The sequence below is a fragment of the Mesorhizobium sp. WSM4850 genome, assembly GCF_055811735.1.
The window spans coordinates 30130-44614 of the sequence record NZ_JBVVPV010000050.1; the positions used below are offsets into that span (position 1 = coordinate 30130).

Annotated in this window: 13 protein-coding genes; 4 read left to right on the forward strand and 9 right to left on the reverse strand. The window is 64.0% G+C overall.

The window, feature by feature from the left end; translation table 11 throughout:
* Position 1: 1 nt before the first annotated feature.
* The 9 genes from doeA to ehuR all read right to left on the reverse strand — a co-directional run bounded on the left by doeA (position 2) and on the right by ehuR (position 8809).
* Positions 2-1192 (reverse strand): ectoine hydrolase DoeA, encoded by a 1191-nt coding sequence (gene doeA, locus AC0L2Z_RS30135; protein ID WP_128173101.1) that lies wholly within the window; start codon positions 1190-1192, stop codon positions 2-4.
* 38 nt (positions 1193-1230) lie between these two features.
* Positions 1231-2223, reverse strand: coding sequence for an ectoine utilization protein EutC (gene eutC, locus AC0L2Z_RS30140; protein ID WP_128173102.1), 993 nt, complete (start codon positions 2221-2223; stop codon positions 1231-1233).
* Positions 2220-3203, reverse strand: coding sequence for a hydroxyectoine utilization dehydratase EutB (gene eutB, locus AC0L2Z_RS30145; protein WP_473630059.1), 984 nt, complete (start codon positions 3201-3203; stop codon positions 2220-2222). Before eutB ends, eutC begins: the two co-directional genes overlap by 4 nt.
* A gap of 43 nt (positions 3204-3246) precedes the next feature.
* Positions 3247-4020, reverse strand: a complete 774-nt coding sequence (gene eutA, locus AC0L2Z_RS30150) for an ectoine utilization protein EutA (RefSeq protein ID WP_473630060.1) — start codon at positions 4018-4020, stop codon at positions 3247-3249.
* 37 nt (positions 4021-4057) lie between these two features.
* Positions 4058-4717: an ectoine/hydroxyectoine ABC transporter permease subunit EhuD gene (gene ehuD, locus AC0L2Z_RS30155; RefSeq protein ID WP_027155679.1), complete on the reverse strand. Its 660-nt coding sequence runs from the start codon at positions 4715-4717 to the stop codon at positions 4058-4060.
* 16 nt (positions 4718-4733) lie between these two features.
* On the reverse strand, positions 4734-5393 hold the full coding sequence (gene ehuC / locus AC0L2Z_RS30160) for an ectoine/hydroxyectoine ABC transporter permease subunit EhuC (protein ID WP_473630061.1): 660 nt from the start codon (positions 5391-5393) through the stop codon (positions 4734-4736).
* A 176-nt stretch (positions 5394-5569) separates the two neighbouring features.
* Positions 5570-6421, reverse strand: a complete 852-nt coding sequence (ehuB, locus tag AC0L2Z_RS30165) for an ectoine/hydroxyectoine ABC transporter substrate-binding protein EhuB (RefSeq protein ID WP_023797848.1) — start codon at positions 6419-6421, stop codon at positions 5570-5572.
* Between the two features lie 94 nt (positions 6422-6515).
* Positions 6516-7301 (reverse strand): ectoine/hydroxyectoine ABC transporter ATP-binding protein EhuA, encoded by a 786-nt coding sequence (ehuA, locus tag AC0L2Z_RS30170; protein WP_023797847.1) that lies wholly within the window; start codon positions 7299-7301, stop codon positions 6516-6518.
* A gap of 122 nt (positions 7302-7423) precedes the next feature.
* Positions 7424-8809, reverse strand: a complete 1386-nt coding sequence (gene ehuR, locus AC0L2Z_RS30175; RefSeq protein WP_023797845.1) for a MocR-like ectoine utilization transcription factor EhuR — start codon at positions 8807-8809, stop codon at positions 7424-7426.
* 90 nt (positions 8810-8899) lie between these two features.
* On the opposite strand from ehuR, the gene AC0L2Z_RS30180 reads away from it, so the two are divergent.
* The 4 genes from AC0L2Z_RS30180 to AC0L2Z_RS30195 all read left to right on the forward strand — a co-directional run bounded on the left by AC0L2Z_RS30180 (position 8900) and on the right by AC0L2Z_RS30195 (position 14031).
* Positions 8900-9382, forward strand: a complete 483-nt coding sequence (locus AC0L2Z_RS30180; RefSeq protein WP_473630065.1) for an Lrp/AsnC family transcriptional regulator — start codon at positions 8900-8902, stop codon at positions 9380-9382.
* Positions 9383-9713: 331 nt separating this feature from the next.
* The gene (locus AC0L2Z_RS30185) at positions 9714-11207 is read left to right on the forward strand and encodes an NAD-dependent succinate-semialdehyde dehydrogenase (RefSeq protein ID WP_473630062.1); all 1494 of its coding nucleotides are present in this window, start codon (positions 9714-9716) and stop codon (positions 11205-11207) included.
* 182 nt (positions 11208-11389) lie between these two features.
* Complete coding sequence (locus AC0L2Z_RS30190) at positions 11390-12769, forward strand: aminotransferase (RefSeq protein WP_473630063.1); 1380 nt, start codon at positions 11390-11392, stop codon at positions 12767-12769.
* 167 nt (positions 12770-12936) lie between these two features.
* Positions 12937-14031: an alcohol dehydrogenase family protein gene (locus AC0L2Z_RS30195; RefSeq protein WP_473630064.1), complete on the forward strand. Its 1095-nt coding sequence runs from the start codon at positions 12937-12939 to the stop codon at positions 14029-14031.
* Positions 14032-14485 lie beyond the last annotated feature (454 nt).

Consider the following 14485-nt stretch of genomic DNA (forward strand, 5'->3'; position numbering starts at 1 on the left):
CTCAATTCTTGACCACCAGTTTGCGCGGCACATTGGCCAGGCACTCGACGCCGGTCTCGGTGATCAGGATGGATTCGGTGATCTCCAACCCCATCGTCTCCAGCCACAGGCCGGTCATGAAATGGAAGGTCATGCCGGGCTTCAGGTCAGTGCGGTCGCCGGGGCGCAGGCTCATAGTGCGCTCGCCCCAATCCGGCGGATAGGAAAGCCCGATCGGATAACCGGTGCGGTTGTCCTTGACGATGCCGTATCTCTTCAGCACCGCGAAGAAGGCGTTGGCGATGTCCTCGCATGTATTGCCGGGCTTTGCCGCGGCCAACCCCGCTTCCATTCCTTCCAGCGTCGCCTTCTCGGCATCGAGGAATTCCTGCGTCGGTCTACCGAGGAACACAGTCCGCGAAAGCGGACAATGGTAGCGGTTGTAGCAGCCGGCGATCTCGAAGAAGGTGCCCTCGCCCGACTTCATCGGCCGGTCGTCCCAGGTCAGATGCGGCGCCGACGCATCGGCGCCCGACGGCAGCAGTGGCACAATCGCCGGATAGTCGCCGCCAATTCTTCCCTCTGGCCCGTCGACGCCGCGCGTGCCGGCATCATAGATCTCGGCGACCAGGTCGCATTTGCGCATGCCGACTTCGATCTTGTCGACAATGCGCTGGTGCATCGCTTCGACGATGCGGGCGGCCTTGCGCATATAGTCGATTTCGGTCGGGCTCTTCACCGCTCGCTGCCAGTTGACGAGTGCCGTGGCGTCGACGAAGCGGGCATTGGGCAGATGTTTCTGCAGCGAAGCGAAGGCAGCGGCCGAGAACCAGTAATTGTCCATCTCGACACCGATGCTGAGCTTGCCCCAGCCACGATCGGCCAGCACCTGCGAGAGAAAATCCATCGGGTGGCGTTCGGTCGACTGCACATAATGGTCGGCATAGCCGACGATGTTGTCGTGCGCGAGATAGGCGGTGCGCTTGGCGCCGTTGGCGTCCTGGCCGCGCCCGTACCACACCGGTTCGCCCGACGGCGGCACGATGACGGCCTGGTGCACGTAGAACGACCAGCCGTCATAGCCGGTCAGCCAGGCCATGTTGGACGGATCGCTGACAACAAGCAGATCGACGCCCTCGGCTTCCATGGCCTTCCGGGTCTTGGCGAGGCGATCCGCATATTCGCCGCGCGAGAATTTTAGATTGGGCTGCATTGTTCTTGGTCCTCGTTTGTTGGGCCTTGCGGCCGGCATCAGCTTTCGAAAATCGTACCCGTCTTGGCCGCCCGGGCACGGTCGCGGGCGAGCGTGGCGATCGCGGTGTCCTGCACGCCGGTGCCGGTGAGGTCGGCGATGGTGATGTCGCTGTCCGAACGGCGGCCATGTCTATCGCCGGCGATGATCAGGCCGAGCTCTGTGATCTCGGCATCGGCTGCCATCACCCCCGTTGCGATGGCATGATGCAATTCGCCCAGCAGCCGCGTCTGCTTCGCGCTGTCGGCGACGTAGAGATCGGCCATGCGCAGGATCGCCGGCGCGATCTCGTTCTTGTGCTCGGCGTCCGAGCCCATCGCGGTGATGTGCTGGCCGGCCGAGACGAAGCCGGCCTTGATCAGCGGTTCGGTCGACGGCGTCGTGGTGACGATGATGTCGGCGCCGGCCGCCGCCTTTGCCGCGTCGGGCTCAGCATGCACGACGATGCCCAGTTTTTCGCGCAATGCATCCGCCGCGGCTTCGGCCTTCGCGGCATCCCTCGCCCAGATCCGCGCCTCGGCGATCGGCCGCACCAGCATAAGCGCCTCGAGCTGCAGTCCAGCCTGGACGCCGGCGCCGAAGATCGCGGCGACAGAGGAGTCGGTTCGCGAAAGATGTTTCGCCGCGACCGCTCCGGCCGCGGCCGTGCGGATGTCGGTCAAATAGCCATTGTCGAGCAGCAGCGCCTCGACCAGCCCGGTTTTTGACGACAGCAGCACCATCATGCCGTTGACGCTGGGCAGGCCGAGCTTCGGATTGTCGAAGAAGCCGGGACTGATCTTGACGGCAAAACCGTCGATGCCAGGCACATAGGCGGTTTTGACGTCGACCTCGCCGCGATGCTCGGGAATGTCGAGCCGCAGGATCGGCGGCATCGCCACCGGCAAGGTGGCAAGCGCGCGGAACGCATTTTCGACGCAGGCGACGGCATCGAGATCGAGCTTCACGATCGCGCGCAATTCGGCTTCGGTCAGTATCGTCATCCGGCTCATGCGGCGCTCTCCTCAAATGCTTCGCCACAAACGACTTTCCTGTGCAGCGTCATGTCGATATTGCGGCCCGACAGAATGAGCACAGTGGGGCCGCTCGCCCTGACCTTGCCGGCAAGCACGGCGGCGATGCAAACCGCGCCGGCGCCTTCGACGATCTCGCGCTCCTGTTCATAGGCGTGGCGGATGCCGGCGGCGATCTCGTCCTCATTGAGCAGGATAACATCGTCGAGCAGGTCGCGGCACATCGAGAAGGTCAGCCGATTGTCGAGGCCGATACCGCCTCCGAGCGAATCCGCCAGCGTCGGCAGTTCCTCGACCAAGACCGGATGTCCGGCATCGAGGCTTGCCTTCATCGCCGCACCCCGCGCCATCGAAACGCCGATGACCTTCGTGCCGGGGCTGACGCCCTTCACGGCAGCGGCGACACCCGCCGCCAGCCCGCCGCCGGACAGCGGCACCAGCACCAGGGCAGCGTCAGCAACCTGCTCGATGATTTCCAGCCCAAGCGTGCCTTGCCCGGCGATGATATCGGGATGGTCGAAGGGCGGCAGCATGATCAGACCGTCTTCCGCGACCAGCCGGTCGACCTCCTGCTGCGCATCGTCCTGGCTGTTGCCGACGATGCGTATCTCGGCGCCGAGCCGGCGGATTTCGTCGAGCTTGTTCTGCGGCACCAGTCGCGACATGCAGATCGTCGCGCGCATGCCTTCGAGCTTTGCCGCATGAGCCAGCGCCCGGCCGTGATTGCCGGTCGAGGCGGCGACCACGCCGCGCGCCTTCTCCTCGGCGTTCAGCGAAGCGATGGTGTTCGAGGCGCCACGCAGCTTGAAGCTGCCGGTGGTCTGCCGATGTTCGAGCTTGAGATAAACGGGCGCGCCCAAGTGCCCGGAAAGACTCGGGGAAAGCACGGTCGGCGTGCGCTCGACCTTGCCTGCGACGCGCTCGCGGGCGGCGCGGATATCCTGAAGGGTTACAGACATGCCTGTTGCCAGAGGGGGGTGCTCGCTCATGCCGGACATCGCCTCATTGTCTCAACAGGGTCATCAGACGGCCGAATTCGGCGCGCGGCTCGTCGTCGCCGCAAAGCCGCAGGCAGTTCCAGGCGGTCGCCTGGTTGCTGGTCACCACCGGACGGCCGATCGCCTCTTCCATGCCGACGACGGCAAGTGCGGCCCGCAGCGCCGTGCAGGAGACGAACAGCGCGTCCGCTTGCGCATCAGTCGCCTCGCGCGCCAGATCGACCAGCGTGGCCGGTGCAATCCGCGCCATCTCGCGGTCGTCGTCGAAGCCGAGACAGGTGAAGCTGGCGATCTCGAACCCGTGCGCCGCGAAATAGGCGGCCATCGGCCGGCTGGTCTCGACAGTATAAGGAGTGAGAATACTGATCGTCCTGGCGCCCAGCGCTTTCAAGCCGCGCAGCCCTGCCATCGGCGGCGTAACCACGGGTACGCCGGGCTTGGCCGCCTGCACCGCCGCCTCGATTTCGGCATCGCCGATGACGACTGAGGCCGAGGTGCAGGAATAGCAGACCGCGTCGAGCGGCTCATCAGGCAGGATGAGCGCGGCGCCCGCCGTCAGCGACGGCTGCATCTTGCGCAAATTGTCCGGCGTCGTCGGATTGGCGTAGGGAATGCGCGCGACATAGACGCCGATCCGGTCGCTTGCCACCATGCGACGAAAATCCGGTTCGGTCGTATGGTCGGTGGCAAGGATAATCAGGCCGACGCGCTTTTCCAGCGGACGCGCGTCGAGCGCCGGCCGTGTCGAGTGCAAGCGGATGTCGACTGGAGCGGTCACCATGCGCTCCTTGCCAACGGTTTGGTCGAAGGAACTGTCATTTTTCAATGCGCCCGTAGCGGCGTTCCAGCCAGCGCAGCAGCACGACCGAGAACAGGCTGATGACGAGGAAGAAGGCGCCGACCAAGGTCATCGGCTCGACATAGCGGTAATAGGTGTTGGCGACGCTCTTGGCCTGGTTCATCAGTTCCAGCACGGTGATCGCCGAAAGCAGCGGCGTCTCCTTGAACATGGCGATAAAATAGTTGGCAAGCGCCGGGATCATCGGCGGGATAGCCTGCGGCATGATGATGTGGGTCCAGGTCTGCCTGGCGTTGAGATTGCAGGCCTTGGCGGCTTCCCACTGGCCGCGCGGCACATTGTCGATGCCGGCGCGATAGACCTCGGCCGTGTAGGTGCCGTAATGCAGCCCGAGGCCGATGACGCCCGCCACCAGCGGCGGCAGCAGGATACCGATGTCCGGCAGCACGTAGAAGATGAAATAGAGCTGCACCAAGAGCGGCGTGCCGCGGATGAACTCGGCAAGGAAGCCGACGCTGCGCGACAAGCCCTTGTTCGGCGAGCGCCGCGCCAGCGCGATAGCCAAGCCGACCATCGCTGCCAGAACCGAGCCGAGCAGCGTCGCCAGGATGGTGATCTTCACGCCCTCGATCAGGGTCGGCATGATCTCCCAGACGAAATTCCAATCCCATTCCATTACGAGGCCCGATCCATCAGACGCGCACCCCGTCGAGGCCGCGCGCCATGCGGCGTTCCAGCGAACGCACACCCCAGGAAATGATCAGCGCAAGGGCGAAATAGATGACGAGAATGGTGGTGAACGGCACCAGCGTGTTGCCGGTCTGCGAGCGTACCACCTGGGCCTGGAAGGTCAGGTCGGTGAGCGAGATCAGCGAAACGACGGCGGTGGCCTTGAGCAATTCGATGGCGTTGTTGCCGAAGGTCGGCAGCATCACCAGCAGCGCCTGCGGCAGGATGACATGGCGCATGGCTTGCCAGCGGCCGAGATTGACCGCGGTGCAGGCCTCGTACTGTTCGCGGCCGATCGACTGGATGGCGCCGCGCACCACCTCCGCGCCGTAGGCGCCGACATTGAGGCCAAGCGCCAGGACGCCGGCCTGCAGCGGCGTCAGCGAAATGCCGATGAACGGCAGCACGAAATAGGCCCAGAACAGCTGCACGAAGATCGAGGTGCCGCGGAAGAATTCGATATAGGCGGTGGCCAGCGCCCGAATTGCGAAAAAGCGCGACAGCCGCCCCAGCCCGGCGAGAAAGGCCATGATCAGGGCAAGCACCGACCCTATCAGCGTCAGCTCGATGGTAACAAGCGCTCCCTGCAATATCAGGCCGAAATAGCCGGACCATTGGGTCATGAAGTTCGAATTTCCAGCGTTTTACGGTTACAGTCTTGGCATCTTCTCCCCGTTCACGGGGAAAAGATGCCGGCAGGCAGATGAGGGGCAGAGCCAATTTGGCAGAACTGGCGCTGCCCCTCATCCGTCACTTCGTGACACCTTCTCCCCGTGAACGGGGAGAAGGAAAAAGGCGCCTATTTTGCCGAGCAGAGCTTGTCGCGGCTCGTCGACATCGCCGCCGCGGCCGAAAAACCGTAGGGCTCGATGATCTTGGCGAATTCGCCGGACTCCTTCAGCTTGGCCAATTCCACGTCATAGGCGTCGCGCAGCGCCTCATCGCCCTTCTTGAACGCCGCGCCGTCGCAATAGACCGGCGCGCCGACCACCGGGGCGACGACTTCGAGGTTCGGATCGTTGGCCTTCTTGACCAGATCGTTGATCGACAGCACCGGCAGGGAATAGGCGTCGATGCGGCCGTCCTGCAGCATCTTCAGGCCGCTCTGGCCGTCCGGCACGACGATGACGCGGTCACGCGGCACGCCGGCAGTGAGCGCCAGCTTCTCCTCGGTGCCGCCGCCCGGCGCCCCGATCGTTGCGGTGGCATCCTTGGCGACATCCTCATAGCTCTTGAAGCCTTTCGGGTTGCCCTTCTTGACCAGCATCGCCTCGGCGTCGCACAGCACCGGCTCCGAATACGCGACCGCCGCGCAGCGCTCCGGTTTCATGAACAGGCCGGCGGTGACGACGTCGAAACGGCCGGCCTGCAGGCCAGGGATCATCGCGCCATATTCCGAAATCGAGGCGACGATGTCGTTGACACCAAGACGCTTGAAGATTTCACGGGCCACATCGGGTGCTGCACCCGAAACCTTGCCGTCGGCCGCAACCGCCGTATAGGGCGGCTCGTTGGCGATGGCGACACGGGCGAAGCCCTGTGCCTTGAGTTCTTCGAGCTTGCTGTCGTCGGCCGATCCCGCGGTCGAAGCGGCCAGGATTGCGGTCAGCGCAACACCGGCGACGCCGGCCAGAATGCCAAGTTTCTTCATTGTTCCCAACTCCTTGTTTCTCTTTTGGTTTGGTCGTTCCACGGGACGGCTTCGCCGCCCTGGGAGGACGGCGCTGCCGCCCGGGGCATGGCAGTCAGACGCGATGTCCGGCCGCGATGATCTTCTTCAGGAAAGCTTGCGTACGCTCCTGCTTGGGGTTGCGGAAAATCTCGTCCGGCTTGCCTTCCTCGACGATCTTGCCGCGGTCGAAGAACAGAACCCGGTCGGCGAAATCATGGGCAAAACCCATTTCGTGGGTGACCAGCAGCATGGTCATGTCGGTCTCGGAGCAGAGCCGCCACAACACGTTCAGCACCTCCTCGACCAGTTCCGGATCGAGCGCCGATGTCACCTCGTCGAACAGCATGATCCTGGGCTGCAGCGCCAAGGCGCGAGCGATGGCAACGCGCTGCTTCTGCCCGCCGGAAAGCTGCGCCGGCATCGCTTTCGCCTTGTCGGCCATGCCGACCATATCGAGCAGTTCCATCGCCCGTTTTTCGGCGGCGGCGCGCGGCATGCCCTTGGTCAGGATCGGCGCCAGCGTGACGTTGTCGATGACGCTCTTGTGCGGAAACAGGTTGAACAGCTGGAAGACCATGCCGATCTTCTGGCGCATTCTTGCCAGATGCCGTTCGTCGGCGGGCAGCAACTGACCGTTGCGCTCCATGTGGTAAAGCTGCTCGCCGTCGATCTGGATGTGGCCGCTGTCGATCCTCTCCAGCGTCATCAGGATGCGCAGGATCGTCGTCTTGCCGGAGCCGGATGGGCCGATCAGCGCCAGCTTCTCGCGCGGCATGACCTGCATCGACAGTCCGTCCAGCACCTTGAAAGTGCCGAAGCTTTTCGAAATGGCGTCGATCTTGATGATGGGCGCGGACAAAGAATTTCCCCGTGCTGGAGAAGCTGTGTCTTAACGATGCGGAACGCGCCAAATCATGTCAATCAGGAAAATAAACTCATGACAATGTTTCTGACTCCGCAGAATTTCGCGGCAATGTCTGCCTAGATCGCCAGCAGCAGATGCTCTGGGTCGCCGAGCAGAAGCTTGGTGACAACGCTGAGGCCGGCGCGCAGTTCCCCCTCGGTTGTCGAGCCCAGCGAGATGCGCACTGCCGGTTGCCAGGGCGCCGCCGAGATGCGGAACGATGTGCCCGGTGCGATCGCCACGCCCTGCAGGCGGGCCTGCGAGACGAAGCCCTCCTCGGCGCGGTCGCCGGGCAGTTCCAGCCACAGATGCAGCCCGTCGCGATGGACGCGGTAGTCGACCCCGGCAAGCACCTGGGCGGCAATCTCCTGCCGCCGCCGCAGCGCCGACCGTTGCCAGCGGACGAGTTCCATCGCCGTGCCGTCGGTCACCCATTTTGTCGCAATCTCCGCCACCATCGGCGTCGCCATCCAGTTGGAGACGAGATGCCGGTTGGCGACGGCAGCGACATAGCGGTCGGGCGCCGCGAGATAACCGATGCGCAGGCCTGGCAGCACGATCTTGGTGAAGGAGGTGACGTAGAGCGTGCGCTCGGGCGCGAAGGCGGCGACCGGCGGCGGACGGCCCTCGACCAGCGGCCCGAGCACGTCGTTCTCGATGATGGCGATGTCGTGCCTGCGCGCCACCGCAGCGATCTGCTCGCGCCGCGCGGCATTCATCAATGTTGCAGTCGGATTGATCACCGAGGGCTGCACGAATACCGCGCGGATGTCGGAAAGCCGGCACGCCTCGTCGAGCGCCTCCGGGATCAGGCCGTTGTCGTCGATCGGCAGACCCTCGAGGTTGAAGCCGAGATAGCGCGCCAGCGGGATCAGCGTGTGATGGCCGATCGCCTCGGTGGCGACGGTCGAACCCGGCGGCGCCACGCTCATCAGCGCCACCGTCATGCCGGCCGTGGCGCCGTTGGTCAGGCTGACATTCTGCGCCGACACGTCGAGACCGCACAGCCGCAGCCATTCGACCGCCACTGCACGGTGGCGCGGAAACACCATGTTCGGCCGGAACGACAGCGCCGAGGTCGACGGCAGGTTCTCGGCGAGCCAGCCCAGCGCCTGCTTCAGCCTCTCCAGATGCATCGGCTCGCAGACCGGCTTCAGGATCGACAGATCGATGACCTCGCCAAGGCGCTCCGGCAGATAGGGCGGCTCCGGCTCGCGTCGCTGCGTCTGCACGAAGCTGCCGCGGCCGATCTCGCCGGAGACCAGGCCCCGGCGGATCAGTTCCTCATAGGCGCGGCTGACTGTCTGCACCGAAAGCTTCAAATCGTCGGCCAGCCGGCGATGCGTCGGCAGCCGCGCGCCGTTGGCCAGCCGTCCGTCATGAATGGCGCGCGCGAACTGGTCGGCGAGCGATTGATAGGCCGGCCGCCGGATAAGCGCGGGATCTGGACGCCACAATGTCATGACATATTAGAGATCGAAATCAGTGCAATTGACAATCGAAATAATGCGCCGTCATGGTGTCGCGGAAAAAAGTGGACGCTTATGGCCGCATTGAAACTGGATCAGATCGACCTGAAAATCCTCGACGCGGTTCAGCGCGACGGGCGCATCACCAAGCTGGCGCTCGCCGACAAGGTCGGCCTGTCGCCGACGCCGTGCTGGATGCGGTTGCGTAAGCTGGAAAAGGCCGGCATCGTCTCCGGCTATCACGCCAGGGTTGCAATGCGCGCCGTCGCGCCGGTCGCCACCGTCCTGATGGAGGTGACGCTGGCCAGCCACCGCCAGGCCGATTTCGACCGTTTCGAGCGCGTCATCCGCGACGTCCCCGAAATCGTCGCCTGCTGGTCGGTGGGCGGCGGCGTCGACTATCTGCTGAAAGTGATGGCGCGCGACATCGACGCCTACCAGCGGCTCGTCGACGCCCTGCTCGAACGCGAGATCGGCATCGACCGCTACTTCACCTACATCGTCACCAAGACGGTGAAGGAGGAGGTCGCCTTGCCGGTGGCGAATCTGTTGCCGGCGCCGTCGTGAGGTCTGAGCAAATCGCAAAGAGCCCCCTCATCCGGCCGCTTCGCGGCCACCTTCTCCCCGGCGGGGAGAAGAGAAAGGTGCCGGCGCTGCGATCTCCTCTCCCCTCGGGGGAGAGGTCGGATTGCCCCGAATTGCCCTTTGCAATTCTTTTGGCAATCCGGGTGAGGGGGCACTTCCTCGATGAGATAGCCCAGCCTATAAGCTGAACAGATTGTCTGCCCGAGCAGCCCAATAGAGACAATCTCTCTACGCGTGCGCTCCGAAACAGCCTCTCTGTCTGCGCCGCGCGCATAGTCTCTCCGCATCACTCCGAAACCGGGAGACCTCGAACATGTCCGCGCATTTTGCCCGCCCACAACGCCACGAAGCGCTTGACCGGCTCGCCGACCGCCGGCTGCTGCGCCAACTCGCCTATGTCGACGGCCACTGGACGGCGAGTGAAGCCGCCGAGAGTTTTGGGGTGACCGACCCTGCTACAGGCGCCACCGTTGCCTGGGTTGCCGCGCTCGATGCCAGGCAGACGAGCAAGGCGATCGACGCGGCGGCGCGCGCCTTTCCCGCCTGGCGCGCGGCCCTCCCACAGGAACGCGCAAGAATCCTGCGAAAATGGTTCGATCTGATCATCGCCGCCAAGGACGATCTGGCGCTGTTGATGACGCTCGAGCAGGGCAAGCCGCTTAGGGAATCGCTTGGCGAGATCGACTACGCCGCCTCCTTCGTCGAGTGGTATGCCGAGGAGGCAAAGCGCCTCAACGCCGAAAGCGTCACCAGCCATTTGCCAAACGCCGAGATGATGGTGCGGCGCGAACCGCTCGGCGTCGTCGGCGTCGTCACGCCGTGGAATTTTCCCGCAGCCATGCTGACCCGCAAGGCGGCGGCCGCGCTTGCTGCCGGCTGCACGATCGTCGCGCATCCTTCGTCGGAAACGCCGCTGTCGGCACTGGCGCTGGCCGAGCTCGGCGAACGCGCCGGCCTGCCGGCTGGCGTCTTCAACGTTCTCACCGGCAAGGCTTCGACCATCGTTGGGCGGATGTGCGAAGATCCGCGCGTCCGCGCTATGAGCTTCACCGGCTCGACCGAGATCGGCAGGCTTATCGCCGCGCAAAGCGCGCCGACGATGAAGCGGCTGGTTATGGAGCTTGGCGGTCACGCGCCGCTGATCGTCTTCGCCGATGCCGATCTCGACAAGGCGGTGACCATCGCCGTCGACGCCAAATTCGCCACTTCCGGCCAGGATTGCCTTGCCGCCAACCGCATCTATGTCCAGCGTCCGATTTATGATCGTTTCTGCGCCGCCTTCGCCAGGCGCATCGAGGCGCTGCGGACCGGCAATGGCCTGGCCGATGACATCGACATCGGGCCGTTGATGCATGAGCGCGGCGTCAAGAAGGTCGAGGAGCAGGTCGCCGATGCGCTCGCCCATGGCGCGCGCTGCCTCACCGGCGGCAAACGCGATTCTGCAGGACCGCTGTTCTACCGGCCGACCCTGCTCGCCGATGTCACCGACGACGCGCTGATCATGCGCGAGGAGACCTTTGGTCCGGTCGCCGCAGTGACGCCCTTCGACAGCGAGGACGAGGTTATCGCCCGCGCCAACGCCACCGAATACGGCCTCGTCGCCTATGTCGTCACCGAGAACGGCGGCCGCCAATTGCGCATGGGCCGTGCACTCGACTACGGTATGGTCGCCATCAACCGCGTCAAGATCACCGGCGCGCCGATTCCGTTCGGCGGCGTCAAGCAGTCCGGCATCGGTCGCGAGGGCTCGCGCCACGGGCTCGAAGCCTTTACCGATCTCAGATATCTCTGCCTGGACGTAGCGTAAGGTGTATCGACATTCAGGTGATGCCGGTCTGCAAATGGCGGCGTCCTTCGCTTCCGGTGACACGTACGAAAAAGTACGCTCCGCTCCGGTTCTCTGAAGCCACCATTGTCGACTCGGCCTGACCTGAATCTCGACACACCTTAGGCCGCGTCGGGACCATCTTTCTCCAAGGAGTCAAAAAAATGCTCGACCAGTCCAACGAACTCGCCGCCTGGGATCGCGACCACTTCTTCCATCCCTCGACCCACATGGGCACGCATGCGCGGGGTGAATCGCCGACCCGCATCATCGCCGGCGGCGAAGGCGTCACCCTCTGGGACAATAACGGCCGCAAGAGCATCGATGCCTTCGCCGGGCTCTATTGCGTCAATGTCGGCTATGGCCGCCAGAAGATATCAGACGCCATCGCCGCCCAGGCCAGGAACCTTGCCTATTACCACGCCTATGTCGGCCACGGCACCGAGGCGTCGATCACCCTTTCCAAGATGATCATCGACCGCGCCCCGCAAGGCATGTCGAGGGTCTATTTCGGCCTCTCCGGTTCCGACGCCAACGAAACCAACATCAAGCTGATCTGGTACTGCAACAACGTGCTCGGTCGTCCCGAGAAGAAGAAGATCATCTCACGCTGGCGCGGCTATCACGGCTCCGGTGTCATGACCGGATCGCTGACCGGGCTCGACCTGTTCCACAACGCCTTCGACCTGCCGCGTGCGCCGATCCTGCACACCGAGGCGCCCTACTATTTCCGCCGCGCCGACCGCTCGATGAGCGAGGAACAGTTTTCCCAACACTGTGCCGACAAGCTCGAAGAGATGATCCTGGCCGAGGGCCCGGACACGGTCGCCGCCTTCATCGGCGAGCCGATCCTCGGCACCGGCGGCATCGTGCCGCCGCCCGCTCTGTACTGGGAAAAGATCCAGGCGGTTCTGAACAAATACGACGTGCTGCTGGTCGCCGACGAAGTGGTCACCGGCTTCGGCCGGCTGGGCACCATGTTCGGCTCCGATCATTACGGCATCAAGCCCGACCTGATCACCATCGCCAAGGGCCTGACCTCGGCCTATGCGCCGCTGTCGGGCGTCATCGTCTCGGACAAGGTCTGGCAGGTGCTGGTCCAAGGTTCCGACAAACTCGGCAGCATAGGCCATGGCTGGACCTATTCGGCGCATCCGATCTGCGTCGCCGCCGGTGTCGCCAACCTGGAACTGATCGACGAGATGGACCTGGTGACCAACGCCGGCGAGACCGGCGCCTACTTCCGCGCCGAACTGGCGAAAGCCGTCGGCGGCCACAAGAATGTCGGCGAGGTGCGCGGCGACGGCATGCTGGCGGCAATCGAATTCGTCGCCGACCGGGACGACCGCGTGTTCTTCGATGCCGCGCAAAAAATCGGGCCGCAGGTCGCGACCGCGCTTGCCGAGCGTGGCGTCATCGGCCGCGCCATGCCGCAAGGCGACATTCTCGGCTTCGCGCCGCCGCTGTGCCTCACCCGCGAAGAGGCGGACATCGTCGTCTCCAAGACAGCGGATGCGGTGAAGGGCGTGTTTGCCAGCATCTAATTATCGACCTTGGTGCCGCCCCTCATCCGCCTGCCGGCACCTTCTCACCGTGAACGACGAGGAGAAGGGACAAGCTCCAGCGCTGGCGACCCCCTCTCCCCGTTGTTCACGGGAAGAGGGTAAGGGTGAGGGGCAGCGCGAACCTGGAATATCTGGAAGCAACATCAATGACCTCCAAAGCCCTCCCCGCCACCATGGCCGCCGTGCAGCTGACCGGCCACGGCGGACCGGAAAAGCTCGTCTACCGCACCGACGTGAAAGTGCCCTGGCCCGCCCCAAGTGAAGTGCTGGTCAAGGTCACCGCTTGCGGCATGAACAACACCGATGTCTGGGTGCGCCAGGGCGCCTACGGCACGGAGGAAGATGCTGCCGCCGTGTCGACCTGGCGGCGTCAGGGCAATACACTGGCCTTCCCGCGTATCCAGGGCACCGACACGGTCGGCAACATCGTTGCCGTCGGCGAGGGTGTTTCTTCGGCCCGCATCGGTGAGCGGGTGATGGTCGATTTCTCGATCTACAACCGCGACGATGATTCACTCGCCGACATCGACTATATGGGCCACGGCCGAGACGGCGGCTATGCCGAGTACCAGACCGTGCCGGCCGAGAATGCCCATGTCGTCGCCACCGACCTGACCGACGTCGAGCTCGCCACCTTCTGCTGCGCTTACCTTACTGGCGAACAGATGCTCGAACGCGCCGCATTGAGGGGCGGCGAGCGCGTGCTGATCACCGGCGCGTCGGGCGGCGTCGGCTCCGGTATCGTGCAGTTGGCGCGGGCGCGCGGCGCCATCCCCTATGCCGTCGTCGCCAAAGGCAAGGAACAGGCGGTGCTCGCCATCGGCGCCGAGGCGGTGATCACCCGTGGCGTCGCCGATCTGCCCGCCGCCGTCAACGACGCAACCGGCGGCCAGCCGATCGACGTGGTTGCCGACCTCGTCGGCGGTGCGATCTTCAACGACCTGTTGCGCATCCTTCGGCCCGAGGGTCGCTACACCACCGCCGGCGCGATTGCCGGCCCGGTCGTGCGGCTCGATCTGCGCACCATGTACCTCAAGCAATTGCAGCTGCACGGCTCCAGCCAGGGTACGCGACACGATTTCCTTCGTATCGTCCGCTACATCGAGGAGAAGAAGATCCGGCCGCTGGTCGGCGGTGTCTACAAGCTGTCCGATTTCCACCGCGCCCAGGCGGATTTCATTGCCAAGGATTTTGTCGGCAAACTGGTGGTCGTTCCGGATGCCGTTGCGGATTGCCGATAAGATGAAGCACGTAGTCTCTGCATAGAGAATTTGGTTCTTTGACTGAGCCTGAAAAGGCCCGTGGGTGGCCGCTGCCCGACCAGACTGCAGCCGATCTCCAACGCTGGCGATTGGCATAAGCCACCACGACTTCGTCATCCCAGCTAATTTCCGTCCATAATGCTGCGGCTCAGAATAAAAGCGCTCTGTAGCGATCCTTCGCGCCCCCTCTGTCCTGCCCTCTTTGCCAAAATTTGGCATCTCCCCCACTTGGGGGGAGATTGGTAGCTTCGCGGACAGCGTCCTTTTTGCAAGGTTTGTGATTGGCGAAATCAGTGATGAAGGCCAATCTCCCTCCTTGTGGGGGAGATGTCCGGCAGGACAGAGGGGGGCGCTGTCCCATAGGCGCTAACCTTAGGGGTAGACTGGTGGAATCGAGATGTGATTCCTAGGCCAGATGCAAAGGAATGATTCC